Annotated in this window: 27 protein-coding genes, 2 tRNA genes and 2 pseudogenes; 22 read left to right on the forward strand and 9 right to left on the reverse strand. The window is 52.5% G+C overall.

What is annotated here, in order from left to right; all coding sequences use genetic code 11:
* Positions 1 to 10 precede the first annotated feature (10 nt).
* From HV334_RS09870 to ldtA, 19 genes are all read left to right on the forward strand, one after another.
* Positions 11 to 643, forward strand: coding sequence for a cobalt-precorrin-8 methylmutase (locus tag HV334_RS09870; protein WP_103847945.1), 633 nt, complete (start codon positions 11 to 13; stop codon positions 641 to 643).
* Positions 640 to 1,776, forward strand: coding sequence for a cobalt-precorrin-5B (C(1))-methyltransferase CbiD (cbiD, locus tag HV334_RS09875; protein ID WP_016153523.1), 1,137 nt, complete (start codon positions 640 to 642; stop codon positions 1,774 to 1,776). The genes HV334_RS09870 and cbiD overlap by 4 nt, the downstream gene beginning before the upstream one ends.
* A complete protein-coding gene (locus HV334_RS09880) occupies positions 1,770 to 2,375 on the forward strand; it encodes a cobalt-precorrin-7 (C(5))-methyltransferase (protein ID WP_019077093.1) in 606 nt (201 codons plus the stop codon). Before cbiD ends, HV334_RS09880 begins: the two co-directional genes overlap by 7 nt.
* Complete coding sequence (locus HV334_RS09885; RefSeq protein WP_016153521.1) at positions 2,365 to 2,934, forward strand: decarboxylating cobalt-precorrin-6B (C(15))-methyltransferase; 570 nt, start codon at positions 2,365 to 2,367, stop codon at positions 2,932 to 2,934. The genes HV334_RS09880 and HV334_RS09885 overlap by 11 nt, the downstream gene beginning before the upstream one ends.
* Positions 2,927 to 3,700, forward strand: a complete 774-nt coding sequence (locus HV334_RS09890; protein ID WP_174329146.1) for a cobalt-precorrin-4 methyltransferase — start codon at positions 2,927 to 2,929, stop codon at positions 3,698 to 3,700. Before HV334_RS09885 ends, HV334_RS09890 begins: the two co-directional genes overlap by 8 nt.
* Positions 3,681 to 4,736: a cobalt-precorrin 5A hydrolase gene (gene cbiG / locus HV334_RS09895; RefSeq protein WP_103766454.1), complete on the forward strand. Its 1,056-nt coding sequence runs from the start codon at positions 3,681 to 3,683 to the stop codon at positions 4,734 to 4,736. Before HV334_RS09890 ends, cbiG begins: the two co-directional genes overlap by 20 nt.
* Positions 4,736 to 5,461, forward strand: a complete 726-nt coding sequence (locus HV334_RS09900) for a precorrin-3B C(17)-methyltransferase (protein ID WP_003030278.1) — start codon at positions 4,736 to 4,738, stop codon at positions 5,459 to 5,461. Before cbiG ends, HV334_RS09900 begins: the two co-directional genes overlap by 1 nt.
* Positions 5,458 to 6,243 carry a cobalt-precorrin-6A reductase gene (locus HV334_RS09905; protein ID WP_047357942.1) on the forward strand — a complete coding sequence of 262 codons (786 nt, stop codon included), beginning with the start codon at positions 5,458 to 5,460 and terminating at the stop codon, positions 6,241 to 6,243. Before HV334_RS09900 ends, HV334_RS09905 begins: the two co-directional genes overlap by 4 nt.
* A 10-nt stretch (positions 6,244 to 6,253) precedes the next feature.
* Entirely contained in the window at positions 6,254 to 7,048 is a 795-nt protein-coding gene (locus HV334_RS09910) for a sirohydrochlorin cobaltochelatase (RefSeq protein WP_016153518.1), read from the forward strand.
* Positions 7,045 to 7,758, forward strand: coding sequence for a cobalt-factor II C(20)-methyltransferase (locus HV334_RS09915; RefSeq protein WP_016156863.1), 714 nt, complete (start codon positions 7,045 to 7,047; stop codon positions 7,756 to 7,758). Before HV334_RS09910 ends, HV334_RS09915 begins: the two co-directional genes overlap by 4 nt.
* Positions 7,755 to 8,492 carry a cobalt ECF transporter S component CbiM gene (cbiM, locus tag HV334_RS09920; protein ID WP_016153516.1) on the forward strand — a complete coding sequence of 246 codons (738 nt, stop codon included), beginning with the start codon at positions 7,755 to 7,757 and terminating at the stop codon, positions 8,490 to 8,492. The genes HV334_RS09915 and cbiM overlap by 4 nt, the downstream gene beginning before the upstream one ends.
* 2 nt (positions 8,493 to 8,494) lie before the next feature.
* Positions 8,495 to 8,776, forward strand: coding sequence for an energy-coupling factor ABC transporter substrate-binding protein (locus HV334_RS09925; RefSeq protein ID WP_006683999.1), 282 nt, complete (start codon positions 8,495 to 8,497; stop codon positions 8,774 to 8,776).
* Entirely contained in the window at positions 8,763 to 9,440 is a 678-nt protein-coding gene (locus HV334_RS09930; RefSeq protein WP_103766451.1) for an energy-coupling factor ABC transporter transmembrane protein, read from the forward strand. The genes HV334_RS09925 and HV334_RS09930 overlap by 14 nt, the downstream gene beginning before the upstream one ends.
* Positions 9,441 to 9,448: 8 nt before the next feature.
* Positions 9,449 to 10,264 (forward strand): energy-coupling factor ABC transporter ATP-binding protein, encoded by an 816-nt coding sequence (locus HV334_RS09935; protein ID WP_016153514.1) that lies wholly within the window; start codon positions 9,449 to 9,451, stop codon positions 10,262 to 10,264.
* Complete coding sequence (locus tag HV334_RS09940) at positions 10,261 to 11,781, forward strand: cobyric acid synthase (RefSeq protein ID WP_103766449.1); 1,521 nt, start codon at positions 10,261 to 10,263, stop codon at positions 11,779 to 11,781. Before HV334_RS09935 ends, HV334_RS09940 begins: the two co-directional genes overlap by 4 nt.
* The gene (gene cobU, locus HV334_RS09945; protein ID WP_016153512.1) at positions 11,778 to 12,323 is read left to right on the forward strand and encodes a bifunctional adenosylcobinamide kinase/adenosylcobinamide-phosphate guanylyltransferase; all 546 of its coding nucleotides are present in this window, start codon (positions 11,778 to 11,780) and stop codon (positions 12,321 to 12,323) included. Before HV334_RS09940 ends, cobU begins: the two co-directional genes overlap by 4 nt.
* Positions 12,320 to 13,063, forward strand: a complete 744-nt coding sequence (gene cobS, locus HV334_RS09950; RefSeq protein WP_019077089.1) for an adenosylcobinamide-GDP ribazoletransferase — start codon at positions 12,320 to 12,322, stop codon at positions 13,061 to 13,063. Before cobU ends, cobS begins: the two co-directional genes overlap by 4 nt.
* A gap of 24 nt (positions 13,064 to 13,087) precedes the next feature.
* Positions 13,088 to 14,152, forward strand: a complete 1,065-nt coding sequence (gene cobT, locus HV334_RS09955) for a nicotinate-nucleotide--dimethylbenzimidazole phosphoribosyltransferase (RefSeq protein ID WP_181221601.1) — start codon at positions 13,088 to 13,090, stop codon at positions 14,150 to 14,152.
* A gap of 125 nt (positions 14,153 to 14,277) precedes the next feature.
* Positions 14,278 to 15,207 (forward strand): L,D-transpeptidase, encoded by a 930-nt coding sequence (gene ldtA / locus HV334_RS09960; RefSeq protein ID WP_016153509.1) that lies wholly within the window; start codon positions 14,278 to 14,280, stop codon positions 15,205 to 15,207.
* A 23-nt stretch (positions 15,208 to 15,230) separates the two neighbouring features.
* Here ldtA and HV334_RS09965 read toward each other — a convergent pair whose 3' ends face one another.
* From HV334_RS09965 to mtfA, 5 genes are all read right to left on the reverse strand, one after another.
* A complete protein-coding gene (locus tag HV334_RS09965) occupies positions 15,231 to 15,914 on the reverse strand; it encodes an ABC transporter ATP-binding protein (protein ID WP_016153508.1) in 684 nt (227 codons plus the stop codon).
* A gap of 10 nt (positions 15,915 to 15,924) precedes the next feature.
* Positions 15,925 to 17,613, reverse strand: a complete 1,689-nt coding sequence (locus tag HV334_RS09970) for an iron ABC transporter permease (RefSeq protein ID WP_181221602.1) — start codon at positions 17,611 to 17,613, stop codon at positions 15,925 to 15,927.
* Entirely contained in the window at positions 17,597 to 18,634 is a 1,038-nt protein-coding gene (locus HV334_RS09975; RefSeq protein ID WP_181221604.1) for an extracellular solute-binding protein, read from the reverse strand. Before HV334_RS09975 ends, HV334_RS09970 begins: the two co-directional genes overlap by 17 nt.
* 262 nt (positions 18,635 to 18,896) lie before the next feature.
* Positions 18,897 to 18,972, reverse strand: a tRNA-Asn gene (locus HV334_RS09980).
* A 99-nt stretch (positions 18,973 to 19,071) separates the two neighbouring features.
* The gene (gene mtfA, locus HV334_RS09985; RefSeq protein WP_047357950.1) at positions 19,072 to 19,869 is read right to left on the reverse strand and encodes a DgsA anti-repressor MtfA; all 798 of its coding nucleotides are present in this window, start codon (positions 19,867 to 19,869) and stop codon (positions 19,072 to 19,074) included.
* Between the two features lie 93 nt (positions 19,870 to 19,962).
* Here mtfA and HV334_RS09990 point away from each other — a divergent pair.
* Positions 19,963 to 20,052 (forward strand) — tRNA-Ser (locus HV334_RS09990).
* 66 nt (positions 20,053 to 20,118) lie between these two features.
* Here the strand turns inward: HV334_RS09990 and HV334_RS25285 are convergent.
* Positions 20,119 to 20,511 (reverse strand): annotated as a pseudogene (locus tag HV334_RS25285) (integrase); the annotation flags it as partial.
* A gap of 552 nt (positions 20,512 to 21,063) precedes the next feature.
* On the opposite strand from HV334_RS25285, the gene HV334_RS09995 reads away from it, so the two are divergent.
* The gene (locus tag HV334_RS09995; RefSeq protein WP_153690256.1) at positions 21,064 to 21,201 is read left to right on the forward strand and encodes a hypothetical protein; all 138 of its coding nucleotides are present in this window, start codon (positions 21,064 to 21,066) and stop codon (positions 21,199 to 21,201) included.
* Between the two features lie 162 nt (positions 21,202 to 21,363).
* Here HV334_RS09995 and HV334_RS10000 read toward each other — a convergent pair whose 3' ends face one another.
* The 3 genes and pseudogenes from HV334_RS10000 to HV334_RS10010 all read right to left on the reverse strand — a co-directional run bounded on the left by HV334_RS10000 (position 21,364) and on the right by HV334_RS10010 (position 24,279).
* A complete protein-coding gene (locus HV334_RS10000; RefSeq protein ID WP_072034090.1) occupies positions 21,364 to 21,612 on the reverse strand; it encodes a CsbD family protein in 249 nt (82 codons plus the stop codon).
* A gap of 336 nt (positions 21,613 to 21,948) precedes the next feature.
* Positions 21,949 to 23,058 (reverse strand): annotated as a pseudogene (locus tag HV334_RS10005) (IS3 family transposase).
* A gap of 153 nt (positions 23,059 to 23,211) precedes the next feature.
* Complete coding sequence (locus HV334_RS10010; RefSeq protein ID WP_181221606.1) at positions 23,212 to 24,279, reverse strand: porin; 1,068 nt, start codon at positions 24,277 to 24,279, stop codon at positions 23,212 to 23,214.
* A gap of 442 nt (positions 24,280 to 24,721) precedes the next feature.
* On the opposite strand from HV334_RS10010, the gene HV334_RS10015 reads away from it, so the two are divergent.
* Positions 24,722 to 25,414, forward strand: a complete 693-nt coding sequence (locus HV334_RS10015; protein ID WP_181221608.1) for a phosphohydrolase — start codon at positions 24,722 to 24,724, stop codon at positions 25,412 to 25,414.
* Positions 25,415 to 25,445 lie beyond the last annotated feature (31 nt).

Consider the following 25,445-nt stretch of genomic DNA (forward strand, 5'->3'; position numbering starts at 1 on the left):
GGACAACACAATGCAATATATCCAGCAACCCCAGGCGATTGAGGCCAAAAGTTTCGACATTATTGGCGAGATCATCCGTGAAACCCGCCCGGACTATCAGTTTGCCAGCCCGTTACATGAAGCCATTATCAAGCGGGTCATTCACACGACAGCGGATTTCGACTGGCTGGACATTCTGTGGTTTTCCAGTGATGTGCTGGAGCAGTTCTGTGCGGCGCTTAGCCGTTCGAGCGTGATTTATACCGATACCACTATGGCCCTTTCCGGGATTAATAAAACGCTGCTGGCAAAATTCGGTGGCGAATGCCGCTGTTACATCAGCGACCCGCGGGTCGTGCGGACGGCAAAAGAGCAGGGCATTACCCGGTCAATGGCAGCCGTTGACATTGCGGTGAAGGAAGAGGGTGAAAAGCTGTTTGTGTTTGGCAACGCGCCGACAGCGCTGTTCCGCCTGCTTGAGCATGATGTGGACGTCAGTGGTGTCGTTGGCGTACCGGTTGGGTTCGTCGGTGCAGAAGAGTCGAAAGATGCACTGACCCAAAGCAATCTACCCGCCATTGCTGCGTTAGGTCGTAAAGGGGGAAGTAACGTTGCCGCCGCGATCGTCAACGCCATGCTTTATCACATGCAGGGGGCGCGATGAGCGAGTCCTTCGATACGCCGGTGTGGCACAACGGTAAAGCGCTGCGTAAAGGATATACCACGGGATCGTGCGCGACGGCGGCGGCAAAAGTGGCGGCGCTGATGGTATTGCGCCAGCACCTGATCCATCAGGTTTCTATCGTGACGCCATCAGGTGTGACGCTGTGTCTGAACGTAGAGTCACCGCATATCGAAGGACAGCAGGCGATAGCCGCCATCCGCAAAGACGGTGGCGATGATGTGGATGCCACCCACGGCATGCTGATTTTTGCCCGCGTGACGTTAAACGATAGCAAAGAGATAACCCTTCAGGGCGGGGAAGGCGTTGGCACGGTAACCCGCAAAGGGATCGGCCTGCCAGTGGGCAGTTCGGCGATTAATCGCACACCTCGCCAGACCATTGAGTCTGCGGTTCGTGAGGCGATTGGTCCGAATCGTGGGGCGCAAATTGAAATTTTCGCGCCGGAAGGCGAAGAGCGGGCACAAAAAACCTACAACTCCCGCCTTGGCATTCTGGGCGGCATTTCGATCATTGGTACGACTGGGATCGTCACGCCGATGTCAGAAGAAAGCTGGAAACGTTCACTGTCGCTGGAACTGGAAATTAAACGAGCGGCGGGGCTGGAGCGTGTCGTACTGGTGCCAGGAAACCACGGCGAACGTTTTGTGCGTGAGCAGATGGGGATCGACACCCAGGTTGTGGTCACTATGAGCAATTTTGTCGGCTACATGATTGAAGAAGCCGTACGCCTGGGGTTCCGACAAATTGTGCTGGTGGGACACCCTGGTAAGCTCGTCAAAATTGCGGCGGGGATCTTTCATACCCACAGCCATATTGCCGATGCTCGCATGGAAACGCTGGTGGCCCACCTCGCGTTACTGGGTGCGCCGCTGGAACTGCTCACGCTGGTCAGCGACTGCGATACCACCGAGGCGGCGATGGAACACATAGAAGCATACGGTTTTCAGCACATTTACAACCATCTGGCTAAGCGCATCTGTATGCGCGTCCTGCAAACGTTGCGCTTTACCAAAAATCCCCCGACCTGTGACGCCATCATGTTCTCTTTTGATAATCAGGTGCTTGGAAGTAATCGCCCGGTCGCAGAGATTGCTGAGGAGATGCAATGTTAACCGTTGTAGGGATGGGGCCAGCCGGTTTGCATTTGATGACGCCTGCTGCGCGCGAAGCGGTCGCAACGGCTGATGTTCTGGTCGGTGGAAAGCGACATTTGCAGCAATTCCCGGATTTTACCGGTGAACAGTTTGTTCTCGGCGCCAATATTCTCGAACTCTTGAACTGGATTTGCGCGCACCAGGAGCAACGCGTTGTGGTGCTGGCATCTGGCGATCCGCTGTTTTACGGCATCGGGACGCGCATGGTGGCGCATTTCGGTATTGAAAATGTGCGCATTATTCCCGGTATTAGCGCGGTGCAGTACCTGTGTGCGCAGTCCGGTATTGATATGAACGATATGTGGCTGACCAGTAGCCATGGTCGCAGCGTCTGTTTCGATGAACTGGCGCGACATAACAAGGTGGCGATGGTGACAGATGCGCAGTGTGGCCCGCGTGAAATTGCGCAGCAGCTCATTGCACGAGGCAAGGGACATCGCTGGATGGTGATTGGCGAAAACCTGGCAATGGAAAACGAACGGATCCATTTCCTGCCTGTGAACGAAGTTAACGCCGACTATGACATGAATGCAGTGGTGATCCTTGATGAAAGATGAGCTGTTTTTACGTGGAGAGAAAGTGCCGATGACCAAAGAAGCGGTACGTGCACTTGCCCTCTCAAAACTTGAATTACACCGCGCCAGTCACCTGATTGATATTGGCGCGGGAACTGGCAGCGTGTCGATAGAAGCCGCGCTGCAATACCCTGGATTGCGCGTGACGGCAATCGAGCGTAACCCGGCGGCGCTCAGGTTGTTGGATGAAAACCGCCAGCATTTTGCCTGTGCAAACATCGACATTTTTCCCGGTGTTGCGCCGATGACCATCGCTGAAAAAGCCGATGCCATTTTCATGGGCGGCAGCGGTGGCCATTTGACTGAACTGATTGACTGGTCAATGCGTCAATTGCATCCCGCAGGGCGGCTGGTGATGACATTCATCCTCCAGGAAAACCTCAACACCGCGCTGGCACATCTGGACCATCTTGGCGTACCGGGAGTGGATTGCCTGCAGCTACAGGTTTCCTCGCTTACCACGCTTGGCAGTGGTCACTATTTCAAACCGAATAACCCCGTATTTGTTATCGCCTGTCAGAAGGAAGGAAACCATGTCTGAGATTTTTGATCCCCGTAACGTGTGGTTTGTTGGCGCAGGTCCTGGCGATCGCGAGCTGATTACCCTCAAAGGTTACCGGTTGCTACAGCAGGCGCAGGTTGTTATCTACGCCGGATCGCTGATTAACACCGAACTGCTGGAATATTGTCCTGCTGGTGCTGAATGCCACGACAGCGCTGAACTGCATCTGGAGCAGATCCTTGATCTGATGGAAGCCGGAGTGAAAGCGGGTAAGACCGTGGTGCGTCTGCAAACCGGCGATGTTTCGCTGTACGGTTCCGTGCGCGAGCAGGGCGAGGAACTGACCAAACGCGGGATTGACTGGCAGGTTGTGCCCGGCGTCAGTGCATTCCTTGGTGCGGCGGCGGAGTTGGGCGTTGAGTATACCGTGCCTGAGGTCTCACAGAGCCTGATCATTACCCGCCTGGAAGGACGCACGCCGGTGCCGGAGCGCGAACAGCTGGAGTCATTTGCCAGTCACCAGACATCTATGGCGATTTATCTGTCCGTTCAGCGTATTCATCGTGTGGCCGAGCGTTTGATTGAAGGCGGTTATCCGGCGACCACGCCCGTGGCGGTGATCTACAAGGCAACCTGGCCGGAAAGCCAGACTGTGCGCGGTACCCTGGCGGATATTGGTGACAAGGTTCGTGATGCGGGCATCCGTAAAACGGCCCTTATTCTGGTCGGTAATTTCCTGGGCTCGGAGTATCACTACTCCAAACTCTATGCGGCGGACTTTAGCCATGAATACCGTAAAGCCTGAGTCAATTGCGCTTTTTTGCCTGACCCCGGGAGGCGTTACGCTGGCAAAACGTCTGGCGGCCATGCTGCCGGTCACCTGTTTTACCAGTGAAAAGCTGCTGGAGGAGGGATTCATTCCTTTCGAAAACGGCTTTGCGAATACCGCCCGCGAAGCGTTTGCGAATTACTCGGCGCTGATTTTTATCGGTGCGACCGGCATTGCGGTGCGCGTGCTGGCCCCGCTGGTCAACGACAAATTTTGCGATCCGGCGGTGGTGGTCATTGATGAACGCGCCCAGCATGTCATTAGCCTGCTCTCCGGTCACGCGGGCGGTGCCAATGCGCTGGCGCGGTATCTGGCGGGCATGTTGGGCGCCGATCCGGTGATCACCACTGCGACGGATGTCAACGATATGGCGGCACTGGATACGCTGGCATTTCAACTGAATGCCCGGATGAGTGATTTCCGTTCGGCGGTGAAGATCGTTAATCAGATGCTGGTCAGTAATAGGCGGGTGGGGCTGTGGTGGGATGATGAACTGACGCAGGATGTCAGTCATTGCGACCGGCGCGGATTTATCACGGTAACCGATCTCAATCAGCTTCCTGAACTGGATGCGCTGGTGTGTATCACCTTACGCACCAATTTGCCCGATCTGCCTGTTCCGCACTGGAAGCTGGTGCCACAACGTGTTGTGGCCGGAATTGGTTGTCGTCGTGACACGCCGTTCCCGTTGCTGGCCGCGCTGCTTGCCAGGCAACTCGAAGCCCAACAGCTCGATCCGCTGGCGCTAAAAGCGATTGGCAGTATCACGCTGAAAAAAGATGAACAGGGACTTATCCAACTGGCTTCGTGCTGTCGCGTTCCTTTCGAAACCTTTACTGCTGACGCGCTGCGTGAGCATGAACACCGTTTTCCGGCCTCATCGTTTGTTCGCAAAACGGTGGGTACAGGGAGCGTTTCCGGTCCTGCAGCCTGGCTGCTGAGCCACGGAAAACTGTTAGGCGAGACCCTGCGAGAACAGGGCGTCACTATCACTTTGGGAGTTTCACACTGATGTTAAGCGTAATTGGAATTGGCCCTGGCTCGCAGGCAATGATGACCATGGAAGCCGTTGAAGCATTGCAGGCAGCGGAAATCATCGTTGGCTATAAAACCTACACCCACCTGGTAAAAGCGTTCACTGGCGACAAGCAGGTGATCAAAACCGGGATGTGCAAAGAGATTGAACGCTGCCAGGCGGCGATCGAACTGGCGCAGGCAGGTCACAATGTGGCGCTGATCAGCAGCGGTGATGCAGGGATTTACGGTATGGCCGGGCTGGTGCTTGAGCTGGTCAGCAAGCAAAAGCTAGACGTTGAGGTCAGGCTGATCCCAGGAATGACGGCCAGCATTGCCGCCGCCTCTTTGCTGGGCGCGCCGTTGATGCACGACTTCTGCCACATCAGCTTAAGCGATCTGTTAACACCGTGGCCAGTTATCGAAAAACGCATAGTGGCTGCCGGCGAAGCAGACTTTGTAATCTGTTTCTACAACCCGCGCAGTCGGGGTCGCGAAGGTCATCTGGCGCGCGCATTTGAGCTGCTTTCTGCCAGCAAGAGCGCGCAAACGCCGGTGGGTATTGTGAAGTCAGCCGGACGTAAAAAACAGGAAAAATGGTTGACCACCCTGGGTGAAATGGACTTTGAACCGGTTGATATGACCAGCCTTGTGATCGTTGGCAACAAAACAACCTATGTTCAGGACGGCCTGATGATCACGCCACGAGGTTATGTGCTGTGAATTACGGTGATGTGTTGGTCATGGGCGGTACCAGCGATGCGCGCATGCTGTGCCAGCAACTGGACGCAGCCAATGTGGCCTACACCCTGTCAGTTGCGACCCCAACGGGGAAGCAGCTGGCGGGAGATATCAAAGGTCAGGTGCGCTGCGGGCGTCTGGAGCGCGAACAAATGATTGCCTGGCTACAGGAAAATCAGACGCGCTGGGTGATAGACGCCTCGCATCCGTATGCCGAGGTGGTGAGCCGCAACATCATGAACGCCTGCGAAGCAGCGGGGGTATTGCTGAGCCGCTATCAACGTCCTGAGCAGTTGAGCGGTTTAACCCATCCGCAGCTTTATACCGTACAGAGTATTCAGCAAGCCTGCGAGGTTGCGCGCCGTTTCGGTGACCGCGTGCTGCTGACGACCGGCAGTAAAGATCTGGCTATCTGGCGCGAAGGGTTGCCTGAAAAAACGCTGTTGGCGCGCGTCCTGCCTGTACCCGAGGTTATTCAGCAATGCGCGGACCTGGGATTTGGCGTCGGTGAGATTTTTGCATTGTGCGGGCCGTTTAGCGCCGAGTTCAACGCTGCGTTTTATCGCCAGTGTCAGGCTGATGTGGTGATCACTAAGGCATCCGGTGCGGAAGGTGGTTATCAGGAAAAAGTTCAACCCTGTCTGGATGCTGGTATCCCCTGCATCGTGATTACACGTCCGGCACCGTTGGTGACGGGAGAAGAGTTACTGGAAAGTCAGGCCGCCTTTGGGGCGCGTTTAACGCGCTGGCTGGCCGCTGCTTAAGGAGTTAGAGATGAAAAAGGCGCTTCTGGTGGTCAGCTTTGGCACCAGCTATCACGACACCTGTGAGAAAAATATTGTGGCTTGCGAGCGCGATCTCGCAGCCAGTTGCCCTGACCGCGACCTGTTTCGGGCGTTTACCTCCGGGATGATTATCCGCAAGCTCAAGCAGCGCGACGGCATTGAGATCGACACGCCGCTGCAGGCGCTGCAAAAGCTGGCGGATCAGGGGTATCAGGACGTGGCTATTCAGTCGTTGCACATTATTAACGGTGATGAATACGAAAAAATTGTCCGCGAAGTGCAAAGCATGCGCCCGCTTTTTTCTCGCCTGACGCTGGGTGTTCCGCTGCTGAGCAGCCATGACGATTACGCCCAGCTGATGCTGGCGCTGCAACAGCAAATGCCGGTGCTTGGCGAAAATGAAAAAGTGGTGTTTATGGGACACGGTGCCAGCCATCATGCCTTTGCCGCCTATGCCTGCCTCGACCATATGATGACGGCACAGCGCTACCCGGCGCGGGTTGGGGCGGTGGAAAGCTACCCGGAAGTCGATGTGCTGATTGAAAGTTTGTCTCAGGAAGGGGTGACGGCGGTGCATCTGATGCCGCTGATGTTAGTTGCTGGCGATCATGCCATCAATGATATGGCCTCTGACGAAGAGGATTCCTGGAAAACATTGTTCAATGCGGCCGGGATACCGGCTACGCCGTGGCTCAGTGGTCTGGGTGAGAATCCTGCGGTTCGCGCTATGTTCGTGGCGCATTTACAACAGGCGCTTAATGTGGCGCTGGAGGAAGCAGCATGAGCGGAAAACTGTACGCATTAAGCACCGGGCCAGGCGCTTCCGATCTTATCACCGTGCGGGCCGCACGCACGCTGGGTACGCTGGATATTCTCTATGCGCCCGCTGGGCGTAAAGGTGGCGACAGTCTGGCGCTGTCGATCGTACGTGAATATATCGGCGAGCAGACCGAAGTTCGCTGCTGCCATTTTCCTATGAGTGCTGACAGCGCCGAAAAAGAGGCGGTATGGGATGACGTTGCGGCCGCGCTGGTTCAGGAAGTCGAAGCGGGTAAGCAAGTGGGCTTTATTACACTTGGCGACGCCATGCTGTTCAGCACCTGGGTTTTTTTACTCCAGCGTATTGGCTGTCCTGACTGGTTAGAAATCGTCCCGGGCGTGACCTCTTTTGCTGCGATTGCCGCGCGCTCAAAAACGCCGCTCGCCATGGAGCAACAGTCACTGGCCGTGGTCTCCTGTACCGCGCCGGAAGCGGAAATCCAGCAGGCGTTAAAGCAGCATGACAGTCTGGTGCTGATGAAGGTATACGGTCGTTTTGCGCGCATCAAAGCGCTGCTGCAACAAGAGGGTTTGTTGGGCTGTGCATTGATGATGTCTGAAGCCACGCTGCCGGGTGAACAGTGCTGGCGTCATCTCGATGAGGTGAGCGACGATCAGCCGCTGCCTTATTTCTCGACCATTCTGGTCAATAAACAGTGGGAGTATGCACAATGAAGCTTGAACAACAGCTAAAACAGCTGTCTTTCAGCGGGTTGGCTGCGGCGCTATTACTGATGGTTGTTCCTGAACAAGCGTTCGCCATGCACATAATGGAAGGTTTCTTGCCGCCGATGTGGGCGCTGGCCTGGTGGCTGCTGTTTTTGCCGTGCCTGTGGTACGGGCTGGTGCGGCTGCGCCAAATCGTGCAGGAAGATAGTCACCAAAAAGTGTTACTGGCTCTGTGCGGCGCGTTTATTTTTGTGCTGTCGGCGCTGAAAATTCCTTCTGTTACCGGAAGTTGTTCGCACCCTACCGGGGTAGGCCTGGCGGTTATCCTGTTTGGACCGGGCGTGGTGGCAATCCTCGGGGCAATCGTCCTGCTGTTCCAGGCGCTGTTACTGGCGCACGGTGGTTTGACAACGCTTGGCGCTAACGGCATGTCGATGGCGGTGATTGGCCCGGTGGTGGGTTACATGGTGTGGAAAATGGCCTGCCGTGCGGGGTTGCGTCGTGATGTTTGCGTCTTCCTGTGCGCGATGCTGGCGGATCTCGTCACCTATTTCGTGACCTCGGTGCAACTGGGCGTGGCGTTCCCGGACCCATCCGCCGGTGCTACGGGTTCAATCATCAAGTTCATGGGGATTTTCTGCCTGACGCAGATCCCAATTGCGATAGCGGAAGGTCTGCTCACCGTAATGATTTATGACCAGTTAACCAAACGGCAGTTGATTACCGCTCAAGGACATTAACGATGAAAAAGACGCTGATTTTGTTAGGGATGGTAGTGGCGCTGGTGATCCTGCCGTTCTTTATCAACCATGGTGGAGAGTACGGTGGCTCAGACGGTGAGGCGGAGAGTCAGATTCAGGCAATTGCCCCACATTATGAGCCGTGGTTCCAGCCGTTGTATGAACCGGCAAGCGGTGAGATTGAAAGCCTGCTGTTTACGCTTCAGGGATCGCTGGGCGCAGCCGTGATTTTCTACATTCTGGGTTACACCAAGGGCAGGCAACGCCGTGATGACCGGGCTTGACAGGCTTAGCTATCAAAGCCGCTGGTTTCATGTCTCACCCGTGCGGAAATTTCTGCTCTGGCTGATGATGATGATTCTGGCGTTTACTCTGCCCCCGTTGGGGCAGGGTATTGAGCTGTTACTGATTGCCGCGCTGAGCTGCTGGCTGCTGCGCATTTCCTTCTGGCGCTGGTGTCGCTGGATGGCATTACCGTTTGGTTTTCTGACGGTCGGCGTCGTGACCATTCTGTTTAGTTTTAGCCGCGATCCGCAGACGCTGCTGGCCAGCATCCCCGTTGGAAACTATTGGTTAGGCGTTAGCGCGCCAGGGCTTGTCACCGCCAATGAAACCTTCTGGCGCAGCCTGGCTGCGCTGGCGGCAACGTTCTGGCTGGTACTGAATCTGCCGTTTCCGCAATTGATTATCTTACTCAAACGCGCGCACGTTCCTCGCCTGCTCACTGAGCAGATCCTGCTAACCTGGCGCTTTATTTTTATCCTGTTAGACGAGGCGCTGGCTATTCATCGCGCACAAACGCTACGTTTTGGTTATCGTAGCTTGCCGTTGGGCTATCGCTCGCTGGCGATGCTGGTGGGATTGCTGTTTACCCGCGTGTTGATCCGCTACCAGCAAATGACCACCACACTGGATATCAAACTGTATCAGGGTGATTTTCACCTGTAAGGAAAAGTATGCTTGCCACTTCAGCGCTTTGGTTTCGCTATCAGGATGACCCGATCCTCAAAGGGCTAACGCTGGACTTTTCAACGCATGCCGTCACCGGGCTGGTCGGTGCTAATGGCTGCGGGAAATCCACGCTGTTTATGAACCTGAGTGGTTTACTGCGCCCGCAGGAAGGCGCGGTGATGTGGCAAGGCAAACCGCTGGATTACAGCAAGCGCGGCCTGCTGGCGCTGCGTCAGCAGGTGGCAACCGTATTTCAGGATCCCGATCAGCAAATTTTTTATACCGATATCGACAGCGATATTGCCTTCAGCCTGCGCAACCTTGGGGTGGATGAGACTGAAATCTCCCGCCGGGTGGATGATGCGCTCACGCTGGTTGATGCCCAGCATTTTCGCCATCAACCAATTCAGTGTTTAAGTCACGGGCAAAAAAAACGTGTGGCGATTGCCGGGGCGTTGGTGTTGCAGGCGCAGTATTTGCTACTGGATGAACCTACTGCGGGCCTTGACCCATCAGGCCGCACGCAGATGATTGAGATAATCAAACGCATCGTAGCGCAAGGAAACCACGTGGTTATCTCCAGCCATGATATCGATCTTATCTATGAAGTCAGCGATGCAGTGTACGTTTTACGCCGGGGTGAAGTGCTAACGCACGGCTCGCCGGGTGATGTGTTTGCCCGGACGGATCTTATTGAACAAGCGGGATTAACTCAGCCCTGGCTGGTGAAGCTGCATACCGAGCTGGGCTTCCCGCTGTGTAAAACAGAGGCTGAATTTTTTAGCTGTATGCGAGAGAACGCACTGAAGGAGGCGTCATGACGCAGGCAATAATGTTGCAGGGAACGGCATCTGATGTAGGTAAAAGCGTGTTGGTCGCCGGTCTGTGTCGAATTTTTTATCAGGATGGACTGCGTACCGCACCGTTCAAATCGCAGAACATGGCGCTGAACTCTGGCATTACGCCAGAGGGCAAAGAGATGGGCCGCGCGCAAATTTTTCAGGCTGAGGCCGCCGGTATTACGCCAGATGTGCGTATGAATCCGGTGCTGCTTAAGCCGACCAGCGATTGTAAAGCGCAGGTTGTGCTGATGGGCAAAGTGGCAACCGATATGGATGCGGTGAGCTACCACGAGTACAAACCGAAACTACGGGATCAAATCCTGTCTGTTTATAACAGTCTGGCGCAGGAGTTCGATGTGCTGGTACTGGAAGGGGCGGGAAGCCCGGCTGAGATTAACCTGCGCGATCGCGATATCGTCAATATGGGGATGGCTGAAATGGCACAGTGCCCTGTCGTCCTGGTGGCGGATATCGACCGCGGCGGGGTGTTTGCCTCCATTTACGGCACGCTGGCGCTACTGCACGACCATGAACGCGCCAGGGTAAAAGGGGTGATCATCAATAAGTTTCGCGGTGATGTGGCGTTGCTGTATTCCGGGATTGAGCAAATTGAAGCGCTGACCGGCGTTCCGGTCCTGGGCGTCATGCCATGGCTGGACGTTGATCTGGAAGATGAAGATGGCGTTGCGCTGCAAAAGGGCAAATATTTGCGCACAGACAAACGCGACATCGACATCGCCGTTGTTCAGATACCACACATTTCTAACTTTACTGATTTCAATGCGCTTGCCGCACAGCCGGATGTGCGCGTGCGCTATGTTCGCCAGCCTGAAGAGTTGGCGGGGGCCGATCTGGTGATTCTACCCGGCAGCAAAAACACCCTGGGCGATCTGGTGTGGCTGCGTGAAAGCGGGATGGCGCATGGCGTGGTGCAATTACATCGTAATAACGTACCCGTAGTGGGGATTTGCGGTGGCTATCAAATGCTCGGCGAAACCATCATTGATGAAGTTGAGTCAGGACTCGGTACGTTGCCGGGTCTGGGCTTGCTCAATACCGTAACGCATTTTGCCCAGCACAAAACCACGACCCTGGTTGAAGGACAAATGTCCTCCTCGCTGCCGGACTGGCTGGCGGGTACCGCGGGATTATCCGTTCGCGGTTATGAAATTCATATGGGCGAAACGGCATTAACTGAAGAATGCCGGTCGGTGATGACGCTGCGTAAAGACGGCGGTAACGTGGCTGATGGCGCGGTCACTGCCGATGGCCTGGCGTTCGGCACCTATCTTCACGGTCTGTTCGACAGCGATGAATTTACCCGTGCGCTGGTTAATGGCCTGCGAGAACGTAAAGGGTTAGCGCCGCTGGATTCCACCTTCCATTACGCGCAATATAAATCGCAGCAGTTTGATCTGCTGGCGGATGCGATGCGGCAACACATCGATATTGAGAAAATTTATACCATCATGCAGCAACACCGGGAGCCAGTATGATGATTCTGGTGACTGGCGGCGCGCGAAGCGGCAAGAGTCGGCATGCGGAAGCGCTGATCGCAGATTCTCCAAACGTTTTGTATATCGCGACTTCGCAGATTTTTGATGAGGAGATGGCTGCGCGAATTCAGCATCATCGTGACGGACGTCCTGCGCACTGGCGTACAGCCGAACGCTGGCAACATCTCGATGAACTGATTACGGCAGCAAACGATCCACAAGAAGCCATTCTGCTGGAGTGCATCACCACGATGGTGACTAACCTGCTGTTTGCGCTGGGCGGTGACAGCGACCCGGATAGCTGGGATTACGCGGCGATGGAGCAATCTATTGAGGATGAAATTCGTTCGCTGATTGCAGCCTGTCAGCGCTGTCCGGCCAGGGTTGTGCTGGTCACTAACGAAGTCGGAATGGGGATTGTTCCGGAGAACCGTCTGGCACGGCATTTTCGCGATATTGCAGGACGCGTGAACCAGCGACTGGCGGCGGCGGCTGATGAGGTCTGGCTGGTGGTATCAGGAATTGGAGTCAAAATTAAATGAGTAAGTTGTTCTGGGCAATGCTCTCTTTTATTAGTCGCTTGCCCGTTCCTGCTCGCTGGTCGCAAGGACTGGATTTCGAGCACTATTCACGTGGCATTGTGATGTTCCCGCTAATTGGCGTGGTGCTGGGAGGGCTGACGGGGCTGGTCTTTATGGCGCTGCAGCCCTGGTGTGGGGTGCCGTTGGCGGCCCTGTTTGCAGTCCTCACGCTGGCGTTATTGACCGGGGGATTTCATCTCGACGGTCTGGCGGATACCTGTGACGGTATTTTTTCGGCCCGTCGACGCGAGCGGATGCTGGAAATCATGCGTGACAGCCGCCTGGGGACCCACGGTGGACTGGCGTTAATTTTCGTGTTGCTAGCGAAAGTGCTGGTGGTGAGCGAACTGGCTTTGCGGGGCACGCCGATGCTGGCGGCGCTTGCTGCCGCTTGTGTCGCCGGGCGGGGTACCGCTGTTTTGCTGATGTATCGACATCGCTACGCCCGCGAAGAAGGGCTGGGCAACGTCTTTATCGGTAAAGTCACCGGGCGTCAAACCTGCGTCACGTTGGGATTCGCGGCGATCCTGGCTGCCGTGCTTCTTCCTGGCATGCGCGGCGTGGCGGCGCTGGTTGTTACGATAGTGGCGATTTTTATTCTTGGGCAGTTATTAAAACGCACGTTGGGTGGGCAGACCGGCGATACGCTGGGCGCAGCCATTGAACTTGGCGAGTTGATTTTCCTGCTGGCTCTGCTCTGAGTCAGCCAACATACTGGAACCCTTATGCAGACTTTAACCTCTTTACTCCACGCAATCCCTTCACCTGATAGTGCTGCGATGCTGCGTGCACAGCAGCATGTCGATGGCTTGCTTAAACCGCCAGGAAGTCTTGGTCGGCTCGAGTCGCTCGCCGTGCAACTGGCCGGAATGCCGGGTCTGAAGGGCGTACCGCATGTGAATGGCAAAGCGATGCTGGTGATGTGCGCCGATCACGGTGTATGGGATGAAGGGGTTGCTGTTTCGCCTAAAATCGTCACGGCTATTCAGGCTGCTAATATGACGCGTGGCACGACAGGCGTTTGTGTGCTGGCCGCTCAGGCGGGGGCAAAGGTACATGTGATTGATGTCGGCATCGATGCTGAGCTTATCCCTGGCGTGGTGAATATGCGTGTGGCGCGCGGTTGCGGCAATATTGCACAAGGCTCGGCAATGAGTCGTTCGCAGGCCGAGGAACTGCTGCTGGAGGTTATCCGCTATACCCATGAGCTGGCCAAAGATGGCGTAACGCTGTTTGGCGTCGGTGAACTTGGTATGGCAAATACGACACCAGCGGCGGCAATCGTCAGCGTACTGACCGGCAGCGATGCCGAGGATGTAGTGGGTATCGGCGCTAACCTGCCGCTTTCAAGAGTAGGCAATAAAGTCGATGTTGTGCGGCGAGCAATTGCCGTCAATCAACCGGATCGCAATGACGGTATTGATGTGCTGGCTAAGGTAGGCGGGTTTGATCTGGTCGGCATGGCGGGTGTGATGTTGGGGGCGGCCTCCTGCGGCCTGCCGGTCGTGCTGGACGGTTTTCTCTCTTATTCCGCTGCGCTGGCGGCCTGCCAGATTGCGCCGCAGATTAAACCTTACCTGATCCCGTCACATTTCTCCGCCGAGAAGGGGGCTCGCACCGCGCTGGCGCATCTTGAACTGGAGCCGTATCTCAATATGAGGATGCGTTTGGGCGAAGGCAGCGGGGCCGCGCTGGCGATGCCGATTGTTGAAGCCGCCTGTGCAATGTACAACAACATGGGGCAGCTTGCCGCCAGCAATATTGTGCTTCCGGATGGTAAGGAAGCATAGTTACGTGAGTTCCTGATCCCGCCTTATGGCGGGTTTTTTTATGCGGATTTTAGGCGTAACCCACTAAAACAGATAATAAAAGCTATAATTAACGGATATCTGCTGCGGCGAAGGAAAGGAAAAAGATGCGTCGTGTGAAACTGCTTTGTTCACTCATTATGCTGCTCGTGAGTCAGAGCGCGCAGGCGGTGAGTTATCCGCTCCCGCCTGAAGGCAGTCGCCTGGTGGGGAGCCCTTTGACCATTACGGTACCTTCAGGAAACACTCAGCCGTTGGAAGCTTTTGCCGCGCAGTACGGACAGGGGTTGAGCAATATGCTGGAGGCCAATCCCGGCGTGGATGTTTTTCTGCCTAAGTCTGGCTCTACGCTGGTTGTGCCACAGCAACTGATATTACCGGATACTGTACGCGAGGGGATCGTAATCAACGTCGCAGAAATGCGCCTTTACTATTATCCCGCTGGCAGCAATACGGTTGAGGTTTTACCCATTGGCATTGGCCAGGCGGGCAGAGAAACGCCGCGTAACTGGGTGACGGCGGTAGAACGTAAGCAGGAAGCACCAAGCTGGACGCCTACGCCGAATACCCGGCGCGAATACGCAGCACGTGGGGAAAGCCTGCCGGCGTTTGTTCCTGCCGGGCCAGATAACCCGATGGGACTGTATGCGATTTATATCGGCAGGCTTTATGCCATTCATGGCACAAATGCGAATTTCGGTATTGGTCTGCGGGTAAGTCAGGGGTGTATCCGTTTGCGTAATGACGACATTAAATATCTGTTTGATACCGTACCGGTAGGGACGCGTGTGCAACTGATAGACCGACCGGTGAAATACAGCGTAGAGCCGGACGGTAGTCGCTGGGTGGAAGTGCATGAACCACTGTCACGAAACCGGTCGGAATACGAGTCTGACAGAAAAGTTCCCTTGCCAGTCACCCCCGCGCTGCGCACCTTCATCAGCGGGAATGACGTGGATATGAGTCGCGGAAATCAGGCACTGGAAAGACGCTCCGGCATGCCGGTGAATATCAGTCTGATTCAGACCCATTACTAATTTTCAAGGCGACCCTGTGACCTTTAGTCTGGGTGGGTCGCTTTTTTAATTTGATATTGTCCCTTTTTTACCACGCCAATATGGTCTGCCATTAGCTGCGCCTCGTGTTCGCTGTGTGTAACCAGCAGTGCCGTTTGCCCGGCGGCACGCAAAATATCCCGCACCTCGTTGCCAAGACGCTCACGCGTGCGCTTATCAAGGCTGGAGAAAGGCTCATCGAGCAGCAGGATTTCCGGATGCGGCGCCAGCGCGCGCGCAAGAGCGATACGCTGCTGTTGACCGCCGGACAGTTCATGCGGATAACGGCTGGCATGACTGTGCAACTCCACCATTTTTAACAGCTCCGCCACCCGGACCTGCTGCTGCTCACGCGGCATACGTCGTAACCCAAAGGCCACATTTTGTTGCGCCGTCAGGTGAGGGAATAACGCATATTCCTGAAAGACCATGCCGACATGCCGTTTTTCCGGCGGCAGATGAACACCGGAACCGGCAACGCGGCGCTGCGACACATAGATCTCTCCGCTTCTCAGCCGTTCAAATCCGGCAACTGCGCGTAACACGGTGGTTTTTCCGCAACCTGAAGCGCCCAGTAGACAGGCGATCTCTCCTTTACGTACCGACATTGAAAAACCGCTCAGCACCGATTGCTGGCTGTTGCCGTAGGCAACATGCACATCCTGGAGTCGTAATGCAATTTCTGACATTGTTACTCTCTTAACCACGGCGAGTCATCTGGTGACGCACCAACAAAATAACCGGTAGCGTGCCAGCTAAAACAATCATTAGCGCGGCGATAGCACCTTCTTCATAGGTTCCACGGGCGGCTTCTGCATACAGCAACGTTGCCAGCGTTTCGAAGTTTACCGGGCGCAACAGCAACGTTGTTGGCAGTTCTTTCATAGCATCGGCAAAAACCAGCAGGGCGCTACTCACTAACGCCGGGCGCAGCAATGGGAAATGAACTCGTGCAAATGTGCCGGCACCATTCTCACCCAACAGACGAGAAGCCTGCTCCAGCGAAGGCGGAATGCGGCCCAGGCCGGAATCCAGTGCGCCGATAGCAATCGCCTGGAAACGCATGGCACAACAAATTACCAGCAGGATCCCCGCAGACATCAGCGGCAGGCCGCGAACATCCAGTAAATCTGCCAGCCAGCGGTCGACTGCCATGGCGGGGGTTAAAAAACCAATCGCCAGAATTGTACCGGGAACCGCGTAGCCTAAAGAAGCCAGACGCATCACACCACGGCGAAATCCTGGCATCGCGTTATCTGCGGCGCTATGCCGCGCGCTCCAGGCCACCAACATACTGACGCAAACCACCACCAACGTGGTTCCCGCGGCCAGTGATAACGTATTTTGTAATGCAGCCAGTAACGAGGAGGATATAGGGCTCTCGTCACCTATACGTTTGGCGCTTTCCCAGATTAAAAACAGCACCGGGGCCAGAAAGCCCAGCACAACCGGCAGCGAAATAACGACACCGAGTAGCCAGCCACGCCAGCCTTGCACGCGGGTGGGTTGAATTTCCCGCAGGCTACGGCTGCTGAATCCCTGTTTTCTGCGGCCATAAAATTCCAGCGTCAGAATAAAGAATATAAACATCAGCATCATGCAGGCGATTTGCGCTGCGGCAGATAAATCAGAGCGAGAGATCCACGTGGTGTATACGGTAACGGTTAACGTTTGTACCCCGAGAAATTCCGACGCGCCAATATCGTTAAGCGTCTCCAGCAGCGCCAGACTGATCCCGACGGCCAGTGCCGGGCGTGCCATGGGGAGTGCAACACGAAAAAAGGTCCCGGTCGCGCTGCATTCCAGCGTACGCGCTGCTTCCAACAGATGGGCCGGCTGGCTGATAAACATGGCGCGGGTTGTCAGGTACACGTAAGGATAAAGTACTAATCCGAGCAGGATTATTGCGCCGGAAAGGGAACGTAAATCGGGCAGGCGGAACTGTCGCGGGCTGTCAAAGCCCAGTATGAAACGGATAAAGGTTTGCAGGGGGCCAATCGGATGCAGCAGATCGAGCCATGCAAAGGCAACGATGTAGGTCGGCATTGCCAGCGGCAACAGCAGCGCCCAACTGAGAATTTTTCGCCCAGGGAAATCCCATGCCGTTACCGCCCATGCGCTGCCTACGCCAATAACGCCAACCATTATCGCGACACCCGCTAGCAACAGCACGGTGTTTTTGAGCGCTGAAGGCAGTACATATGTCATAAGATTATCCCAGTGGGATAAATCAGCCTGGGTAGCCTGCCAGATCAGCGCAACGATGGGGGTCAGGACGCCAAGCGCGACGCACAACGCGCCAAGATGCAACGGCGTTAATAATGACTGCGGCCCGGAAACCAGGCCGCGTAACGTCGGAAACTGCAGCGATTTATTGATCGAATCCAACTTTATCTACCAGCAAACTAGCTTGTTTACGATACTTCACGATCTCGGTGAGCGGTGTTTTATCGACGTCGATTTCACCGATTGTGGCGCTAATGACCGGGTCAAGCGTTACGCCTTTCAGTACCGGATATTCGAAGTTCGCTTTCGCGTACTGCTGCTGGGCAGGCGCGGAAACCAGATATTCCATCAGCTTAACGGCATCGGCTTTATTCGGCGCATAGCGGGCAACGGCTGCACCGCTGATGTTGACGTGCGTACCACCATTTTCAAAGGTGGGTTTAACGACTTTTATGGCATCGCCCCACTGACGCGCATCGCTGCCTTCTTTGGCGTTCTTCATATGACCGACGTAATAGGAGTTAGCCAGACCAATATCACAAATTCCGCCGAGGATATCGCGGGCAACATCGCGGTCGCCGCCGGTGGCTTTACGTGCCAGGTTAGCCTTCACGCCGCGCAGCCATTCTTCGGTTTTGGCTTCGCCATGATGGGCAATCATCGCGGCGATCAGCGCCGTGTTGTACGGATGCTGGCCGGAGCGAATACAGACTTTTCCTTTGTATTCAGGGCTGGCGAGCTGTTCGTAATGCCAGTTATCGATTGGCAGCGACTTCTCGGCATACAGCACGCGAGCGCGCATAGAAAGCGCAAACCACTGATTATCCGCGCCGCGCAGATTCGCAGGAATGGCGGCTTTCAGTACTTCTGACTCTACCGGCTGGGTTACACCGGCTTCCACTAAATCGATGAGATTTCCGGCATCGACGGTCATCAGCAGGTCGGCAGGGGAGTTTTTGCCTTCAGCCTTAACACGCTCAAGCATACCGTCTTTGATATAGACCGTACTTACTTTGATACCGCTGGTTTTAGTCCAACTATCAAGTAAAGGCTGGATCAGGCCCGGTTCACGGGTGGTGTAAAGCGTTAACGTTTCCTGAGCGAAAGCCGGCAGGCTGACAGAGAAGAGGAGGGCAGAGGCAAGCGTGATACGGCGCAATCCGGTGCGAGTCAGAGCATTCATCGTTTTTATCCCAGAGTAATTGGAACATGCAGTGAACCGAGTCGGGGCTCGTTCTTTTGGCTCGCGTACAATAAATGATAATCACTAGCACTTACAATAATTGCAAAGTTTAAACGATTTACATTTACACAACTTTAATCAACGATGTGATGCGGCATGGAATAGGGAGTTATGGCAGACTGAGCGCTTATAGAGGCAGCTTTTACACAGACATGAAAAGCAAAAAGCCCGCTTAAGTTTCCTTAAGCGGGCTTCTTAAATTTGGCTCCTCTGACTGGACTCGAACCAGTGACATACGGATTAACAGTCCGCCGTTCTACCGACTGAACTACAGAGGAATCGTGTGAACGAGGCGCATATTACTGACCTCATCATGAGGTGTCAACAGTAAAATTAGCGCGTCATTTCAATTGGTTAATTAATCTTCAAATTCAGTGTTAATGCGTGTTTGGTGAGCGATAATCGTCGTCTCCCCGGGTATCGCGTAACCGCTCCATGGGGTTCTGGCGATAAAACTGGATGAAACGCTGCCATAAGGCAGGAAAACGCGGAGCAAATAATTCAGGAGCACTGAAAAAATACTCCGATAGCACGGCAAAGCATTCAGCAGGGTCGGTCGCTGCGTAGGCATCTATACTGCACGCAGTTTCTCCAACCAGATCGATCTCATCCTGAATATTGTTCATTGCAGCATGCAGGTCGTGTTCCCAACCGGCGATATCGCGCAGGGGAATCGCCGGAATACCGCTGGCACGATCGCCATTACGCATATCAAGCTTGTGCGCCACTTCATGGATGATCAGATTAAAGCCGGAGGCATCAAAGGAATCCTGAATATCAAGCCAGTTGAGGATTATCGGGCCTTGTTGCCAACTCTGCCCGGACTGTACCACGCGTTGATTATGCACCAGCCCAATATCGTCTTCCCATTCATCGTCTACGACAAATGGGGCAGGGTAGATGAGAACTTCATGAAACCCGTCGAGCCACTCAATCCCCATTTCCAGAACAGGTAAACAGAATAGCAGAGCAATGCGCGCACTTTTTAGCGGGTCCAGCTCAAACCCCTGAAGAGCGACTAATCTTTTTTGTTGTAAAAAGCGCTCGGCCAGGGCAATAAGTCTGGCTTGTTCTTGCTCGGTGAGATTCACCAAAAGGGGAATAGCCAGGGCGTCGTCCCACGGCCAATCGTCACTCCGGGTTGCTTCTTGTTCTTTCCAGGGCCACTTAATCATCGTTTTGCTCGCAAACTCGTCACTTGAACGAAATTGACGGAACTGGGTCTGTTAAAATGCCAAATTACCTGGCATCATGGCAACCGCCAAAACGGAGAGATGCCAGAGCGGCTGAATGGACCGGTCTCGAAAACCGGAGTAGGGGTAACTCTACCGGGGGTTCAAATCCCCCTCTCTCCGCCACTATTCAAGCACTTAGCACACTTCCTTTCAACGACTCATGTCACACTTGGTATAGTGTTGGTATATTCACTTGGTATAAAACTCGCCATCATCATCTTCTGATTTGCCCAATACTGGAAGATCCAATGTGGGAGAAATTTTCACTTTTCTGTCATAAACCACAACCTGGCTTTCAGTTTTGTGACCTGAGAATACTTGCTTTTACTTACTCTAGCCTTCGTAATCCGATATTCCCTTGGCTTTGAGATGATGAAAAGTACACGGCAGTTTTCTATCTGGTTTTTTTCCTGCTACAGATGACCGTTTCCCGTCCGTCCAAAGTCTTTGCAAGTTCGATGGCGTTATGAAGCCGTTCGGTCCAGACCTTTATTTGCTTAGTCCCGGTCTTTCCTTACTGAATAAAATGCCTTCCTCGCTTACTTGCGACCATTTGAGTGAAAGAACATCAGACAACTATGCGAACAGTTTACGTACCAGCGCAATACACCCCGATACCGGGAACGCTGACCCAGCCGGTGGTAGCTCCATTACCTCCAGTGCGCTGACGTACTGCGAGATCGTAATCTGGATTAAACCTCTTCTTGCAGCAATAGAGAAGGCAAACAACCAACTTGCAGGGATTAGATAAATTGAAGAGATAAAAAGGCAGAGGCCGGTTGGAAGCGATGCGGGTAATTAGAAAGCATAAAAATAATCTCGCCCTATCGGATCATGTAAATTAATTGTAAGTGTGTTTTTTTAATTTCTCATTAATTAATGACATGAACGTGTTTGTCCGAGATAATAACCGCCTCGTTAATTCTTTATGGTTTTTTTTACTATACTATAACCACAGCGACGTGCTGGAAAATAAATTGGAGTTTTCCATGAAATTTTACTCAATGAACATATCTCCTGATCAATCTAAGAACAAGGATAGAAAAAATGATGATGAGGAAAAGAATAAAACTAAAAAAACACAAAAGTAAACATAATGCTTTGTTGTTTTCTTAGTAAGTTAAAGGTGGTTTTATGACAGACCGTCCTGATATAGTTGAACCGATACCTGAAGATTTACCCTTCCCTGGAGAAGATAAACCAATTTATCCAGATGATGGAGAACCCTCAGAGCCAGAGAATCCCGAAATTGACAGGGATTCTCCTAAATGATATGTATCATAATAAACCGTCGTAATCTAGGCGGTTTATTATGTGATGAGAAATCGATGAGAACTGTGTGTGAATGAATTTAAAAAATATAAACTGTGAGTTTTTATTTTCGCTGGTTAAGTGTTCTACGTTATAAATGGCTCGGTATGAGCCATTTATGCTTTAACGGCGGCCCAACAAAAAGCCAATTATAAATGCGGTAGTCGCGGCTACGGCGACGCAAGTTATTGGATTGGACTCTATCTGACTCTTGATGTTATCTGTACTGGTTCGCACTGCATCACTTGCTCTGGATGCGTATTTTCTTGCAGTATCATTAAATTTATGGTCAGGTGACTCCAGAGCCTCACCGTAACTTTCCTCTAGTTCACCATGAATAATATGGTTTTTATCTTTTTTTGTACCAAACATAAACTAAATCTCCAATAATTAATTATCTATAAAGTATAGCAGTTAGAATAAATATACATGGAAATCGCTGGTAATGATTTAACATATATTAAAATGTTCTAATGAACTCCATATGATATAGATTCAAGAACTATATGGAATGCTGTGTGATATCTAACCTAGAATCAAAGTGAATCGATGCCTAAAATTATTGGATAAATAGTTATGACTGTTTTTTTGCGTAGTGCTGTAACAGGAAAAATCGTGACACAAGATGAATGGTTACATTCGTTAAATGAGTGGGAAGATGAAGGCGGTTCATATTATCATGCTGATGAATTTGTAAATAGACCCGTTTTAGTTCCATGCGTTTTTTGAGATCTCGGTAAATAATGGTGCTGTCGGTATTCCTCCGGTGTCATATTGTTCAGTGATTCATGCGGACGTTCACAGTTATATTCTGACACCATTTCTCCGTGATTTCCCGCACTTCATTCAGCATTCTGAACAGATAAAAATCGAGTATTTCTGTACGGTATGTCCGGTTAAAGCGCTCAATAAAAGCGTTCTGTGTCGGCTTACCCGGCTGGATAAATTCCAGTTTTACTGCATATTTCTCTGCCCATTCAGCCAGAGCCAGTGAGATAAATTCCGGATCATTATCAATGCGTAGCATGACAGGATAGCCGCGATTTGCGGCGATCCTGTCGAGTACACGGACCATCCGCAGAGCTGGCAGATTCAGATCGATTTCAATCGACAATGCCTCACGGTTAAAGTCATCAACAACATTGAACGTGCGAAAACGACGGCCACAGACCAGGGCATCATGCATAAAATCGACAGACCAGCTCTGATTCAGCGCTTCCGGCGTGGCCAGTGGCGAGGGATTACGCACCGGCAACCGCTGTTTGCCCTTACGACGAAAGTTCAGCTTCAGCAGACAGTAAATACGGTGGATCCTTTTGTGATTCCACGGGTGTCCCTGCCGCCTCAGAACCTGAAAAAGTTTCGGAAAACCGTATCGTGGGTATCGCTCTGCCACTGCCTGCAACGCGACAATAACGGGTTCGTCACGCGTGGTATCCGGACGGTAAAGGTAAACCGTTCTGCTCAGGTTCAGACTCCGGCAGGCCTGACGGATACTGAGTCCAAATGTCGTTATCAGATGAGTGACCAGCTCACGTTTAAAGGCTGGTTTTAAAGCTTTTTTTCGATAACGTCTTTCAGCGCCCGGCTCTCAAGGCTCAGGTCGGCAAACATCTGTTTGAGACGTCGGTTCTCGTCCTCAAGATCCTTGATCTTTTTAATATCAGAAGCCTCCATGCCGCCGTATCTGGACTTCCTGTTGTAGTAGGTGGCTTCAGAGATACCAGCCTCCCGGCAGACATCTTTAACAGTTCGTCCGGCTTCAACCGACTTAATCACTGCGATGATCTGATGCTCAGTAAAACGGGCTTTACGCATAGCGATCTCCTATGTTGGCAGAGTGATTATGCCGGATGATCTCTAAATGTGAATGGCACGATTATGCGGGATGTTTACATAATGCCTGTGTGATTAAAAATACGCTTCGTTGAACAAAAAAGCCCGCAGCGCGGGCTTTTGAGTTTGTGGAGATTAGAACTGGTACACAATACCCATGGCAAACTGATCGTCAACTGCGTTGCCAGTAATTGCGCCGTCTTCTTTATCCAGCAGGTTAAATTTATACGCTGTGTAGACGTTCATATTTTTATTGAAGTAGTACCAGGTGCCGAGCTCGACGTAATTCACGCGGTCAGCGTTAACACCGCCGGCCAGGTCTTTACCCTGCGAATAAACGTAACCCAGGGATGGACGCAGACCAAAGTCGAACTGATATTGAACGACTGCTTCAATGTTTTGCGTTTTGTTTGCAAAAACCGGATCGGTTCCGGTTCCGATTCTGGTCATATTACGCGTTTCGCCATACATCGCTGCCGCATAAACGCTGTTGGCGTCATATTTTGCTGCCAGGGACCAGACTTCAGCGTTGCTGCCATAGCCATCGATGGATTGTTTGTCCGTACGGTCGGATTTACCATATACCGCAACGAAACCAAAGCCATCTACGTTGTAGTCCACCGACATGCTGTAGCCGTCGCCATTTGCTTCAGTGACAGCGTCATCGTGATTCTTACCCTGGTACTGTAGCGCGAAATCAAGACCCTCAACCATGCCGAAGAAATCTGTGTTGCGGTAGGTCGCCACGCCGTTGGTACGACCGGTCATGAAATTATCCGTCGCAGACCAGGAATCGCCACCCCATTCAACCAGCATATCGGTGTAGGCTGCCGCATCGTAGGCTACGCCATAGTTACGACCATAATCAAATGAGCCGTAATCCGCATATTTCAGACCCGCGAAGGCCAGACGAGTTTTTTGCTCCTGAACTCCTTCCGCATTGCTGGCGTCGAGGTTGTGTTCAAACTGACCAAAACCTGTCAACTCGTTGCTGATCTGGGTTTCACCTTTCACCCCAAAACGGGCGTAAGAGGTGTCAGCATTTTCACTGTTACTGCTATCCGTATTCGACCAGATGCGTTCGCCTACCATCTTGCCGTAAAAATCAATTTTATTGCCGTTCTTATTATAAATTTCAGCCGCATTTGCTGCGCTTGCAGCTAATAAGGCAGGGAGAAGCAGTGCCAGTACTTTTCTTTTCATTATGTATTCCCTTTATATAATAATTAAAATGAATATGTAGCGCTATCTGAAAGACTACATTTGAATACTATCTATGAAGTTCATTTAATTTTAAATATAACATGTAACAAATGTATTTAAGATATTTCAATATGTTTCATTGTTGCTTTTATATAATTAAAATTGCATGGCGTTTGAATTAATATAATTCATATAAATGTATTTTTATCATATAGTTATGATTTCTTTTATTCTATCTTGTTGAATGTATATTATTGATATTTGTTATTTATTTTGCATGCGAGATTATAATTGAACTGCTTGTTTTGAATAATGGATTTATATATTCGTGAGGGTGATGGTTATTAAAGGAATGATATGTGGTGATGATAAAAAAGCGTCGACGGTAGTCTGACATGAGAATTGTTGCTAAGGTTGTTTTCTTTCTGCGAAGAGCGAGAGTATGGAACTACAGTACTGGCAGTCGAAATTTGAAGCCTGGTTACGTGACAATCATTCCGGGCACGACGCTGCCCATGACATCTTTCATTTTCGTCGCGTCTGGATGACATCACAAAAGTTGAGCATGGATGTGACCGTAGACTGGCTGGTGGTGCTGACGGCGTGCTACTTCCACGATCTCGTCAGTTTGCCGAAGAACCATCCCGATCGTCATCGTTCGTCGGTACTGGCAGCCCAGGAAACGCGTCGCGTTTTGAAGCGTGATTTCCCTGATTTCCCACAACAACGATTACCTGCCGTGTGCCATGCTATTGAGGCGCACAGTTTCAGCGCCAAAATCGTACCAGAGACCCTTGAAGCCAAAATCGTGCAGGATGCTGACCGGCTTGAGGCGTTGGGCGCAATTGGTTTAGCACGGGTATTTGCCGTGTCCGGCGCGTTAGGCATGGCGCTGTTTGATGCGGAAGATCCGTTTGCCCGACAGCGTAGCCTTGATGATAAACAGTACGCACTCGATCACTTCCAGACCAAATTGTTGACGCTGCCGCTGACGATGCAAACTGAACACGGTCGGCATTTGGCGCAACATAATGCTGACTTCTTACTGACGTACATGGCGAAGCTGAGTGCGGAGTTAAAAGGAGAATATGAAATGCTGGATCTTGACGCGATTCAACCCTTTAAGCTGCGTTAGTCGCCAGTACAGCCGCAACGTCAACCGCGCT

The organism is Citrobacter sp. RHBSTW-00944 (genome assembly GCF_013615435.1).
GTDB lineage: Bacteria > Pseudomonadota > Gammaproteobacteria > Enterobacterales > Enterobacteriaceae > Citrobacter > Citrobacter braakii.

Coding starts and splice junctions, on each gene's coding strand:
- HV334_RS09965 (WP_016153508.1), bottom strand. CDS start 15,914: ATGTCAGAAATTGCATTACGACTCCAGGATGTGCATGTTGCCTACGGC.
- HV334_RS09870 (WP_103847945.1), top strand. CDS start 11: ATGCAATATATCCAGCAACCCCAGGCGATTGAGGCCAAAAGTTTCGAC.
- HV334_RS09975 (WP_181221604.1), bottom strand. CDS start 18,634: ATGAATGCTCTGACTCGCACCGGATTGCGCCGTATCACGCTTGCCTCT.
- HV334_RS09880 (WP_019077093.1), top strand. CDS start 1,770: ATGTTAACCGTTGTAGGGATGGGGCCAGCCGGTTTGCATTTGATGACG.
- cobS (WP_019077089.1), top strand. CDS start 12,320: ATGAGTAAGTTGTTCTGGGCAATGCTCTCTTTTATTAGTCGCTTGCCC.
- cbiM (WP_016153516.1), top strand. CDS start 7,755: ATGAAGCTTGAACAACAGCTAAAACAGCTGTCTTTCAGCGGGTTGGCT.
- HV334_RS09890 (WP_174329146.1), top strand. CDS start 2,927: ATGTCTGAGATTTTTGATCCCCGTAACGTGTGGTTTGTTGGCGCAGGT.
- HV334_RS09925 (WP_006683999.1), top strand. CDS start 8,495: ATGAAAAAGACGCTGATTTTGTTAGGGATGGTAGTGGCGCTGGTGATC.
- HV334_RS09915 (WP_016156863.1), top strand. CDS start 7,045: ATGAGCGGAAAACTGTACGCATTAAGCACCGGGCCAGGCGCTTCCGAT.
- HV334_RS10010 (WP_181221606.1), bottom strand. CDS start 24,279: ATGAAAAGAAAAGTACTGGCACTGCTTCTCCCTGCCTTATTAGCTGCA.
- cbiD (WP_016153523.1), top strand. CDS start 640: ATGAGCGAGTCCTTCGATACGCCGGTGTGGCACAACGGTAAAGCGCTG.
- HV334_RS09940 (WP_103766449.1), top strand. CDS start 10,261: ATGACGCAGGCAATAATGTTGCAGGGAACGGCATCTGATGTAGGTAAA.
- HV334_RS10015 (WP_181221608.1), top strand. CDS start 24,722: ATGGAACTACAGTACTGGCAGTCGAAATTTGAAGCCTGGTTACGTGAC.
- ldtA (WP_016153509.1), top strand. CDS start 14,278: ATGCGTCGTGTGAAACTGCTTTGTTCACTCATTATGCTGCTCGTGAGT.
- HV334_RS09910 (WP_016153518.1), top strand. CDS start 6,254: ATGAAAAAGGCGCTTCTGGTGGTCAGCTTTGGCACCAGCTATCACGAC.
- mtfA (WP_047357950.1), bottom strand. CDS start 19,869: ATGATTAAGTGGCCCTGGAAAGAACAAGAAGCAACCCGGAGTGACGAT.
- cobT (WP_181221601.1), top strand. CDS start 13,088: ATGCAGACTTTAACCTCTTTACTCCACGCAATCCCTTCACCTGATAGT.
- HV334_RS09995 (WP_153690256.1), top strand. CDS start 21,064: ATGACAGACCGTCCTGATATAGTTGAACCGATACCTGAAGATTTACCC.
- HV334_RS09930 (WP_103766451.1), top strand. CDS start 8,763: ATGACCGGGCTTGACAGGCTTAGCTATCAAAGCCGCTGGTTTCATGTC.
- cobU (WP_016153512.1), top strand. CDS start 11,778: ATGATGATTCTGGTGACTGGCGGCGCGCGAAGCGGCAAGAGTCGGCAT.
- HV334_RS10000 (WP_072034090.1), bottom strand. CDS start 21,612: ATGTTTGGTACAAAAAAAGATAAAAACCATATTATTCATGGTGAACTA.
- HV334_RS09885 (WP_016153521.1), top strand. CDS start 2,365: ATGAAAGATGAGCTGTTTTTACGTGGAGAGAAAGTGCCGATGACCAAA.
- cbiG (WP_103766454.1), top strand. CDS start 3,681: ATGAATACCGTAAAGCCTGAGTCAATTGCGCTTTTTTGCCTGACCCCG.
- HV334_RS09900 (WP_003030278.1), top strand. CDS start 4,736: ATGTTAAGCGTAATTGGAATTGGCCCTGGCTCGCAGGCAATGATGACC.
- HV334_RS09935 (WP_016153514.1), top strand. CDS start 9,449: ATGCTTGCCACTTCAGCGCTTTGGTTTCGCTATCAGGATGACCCGATC.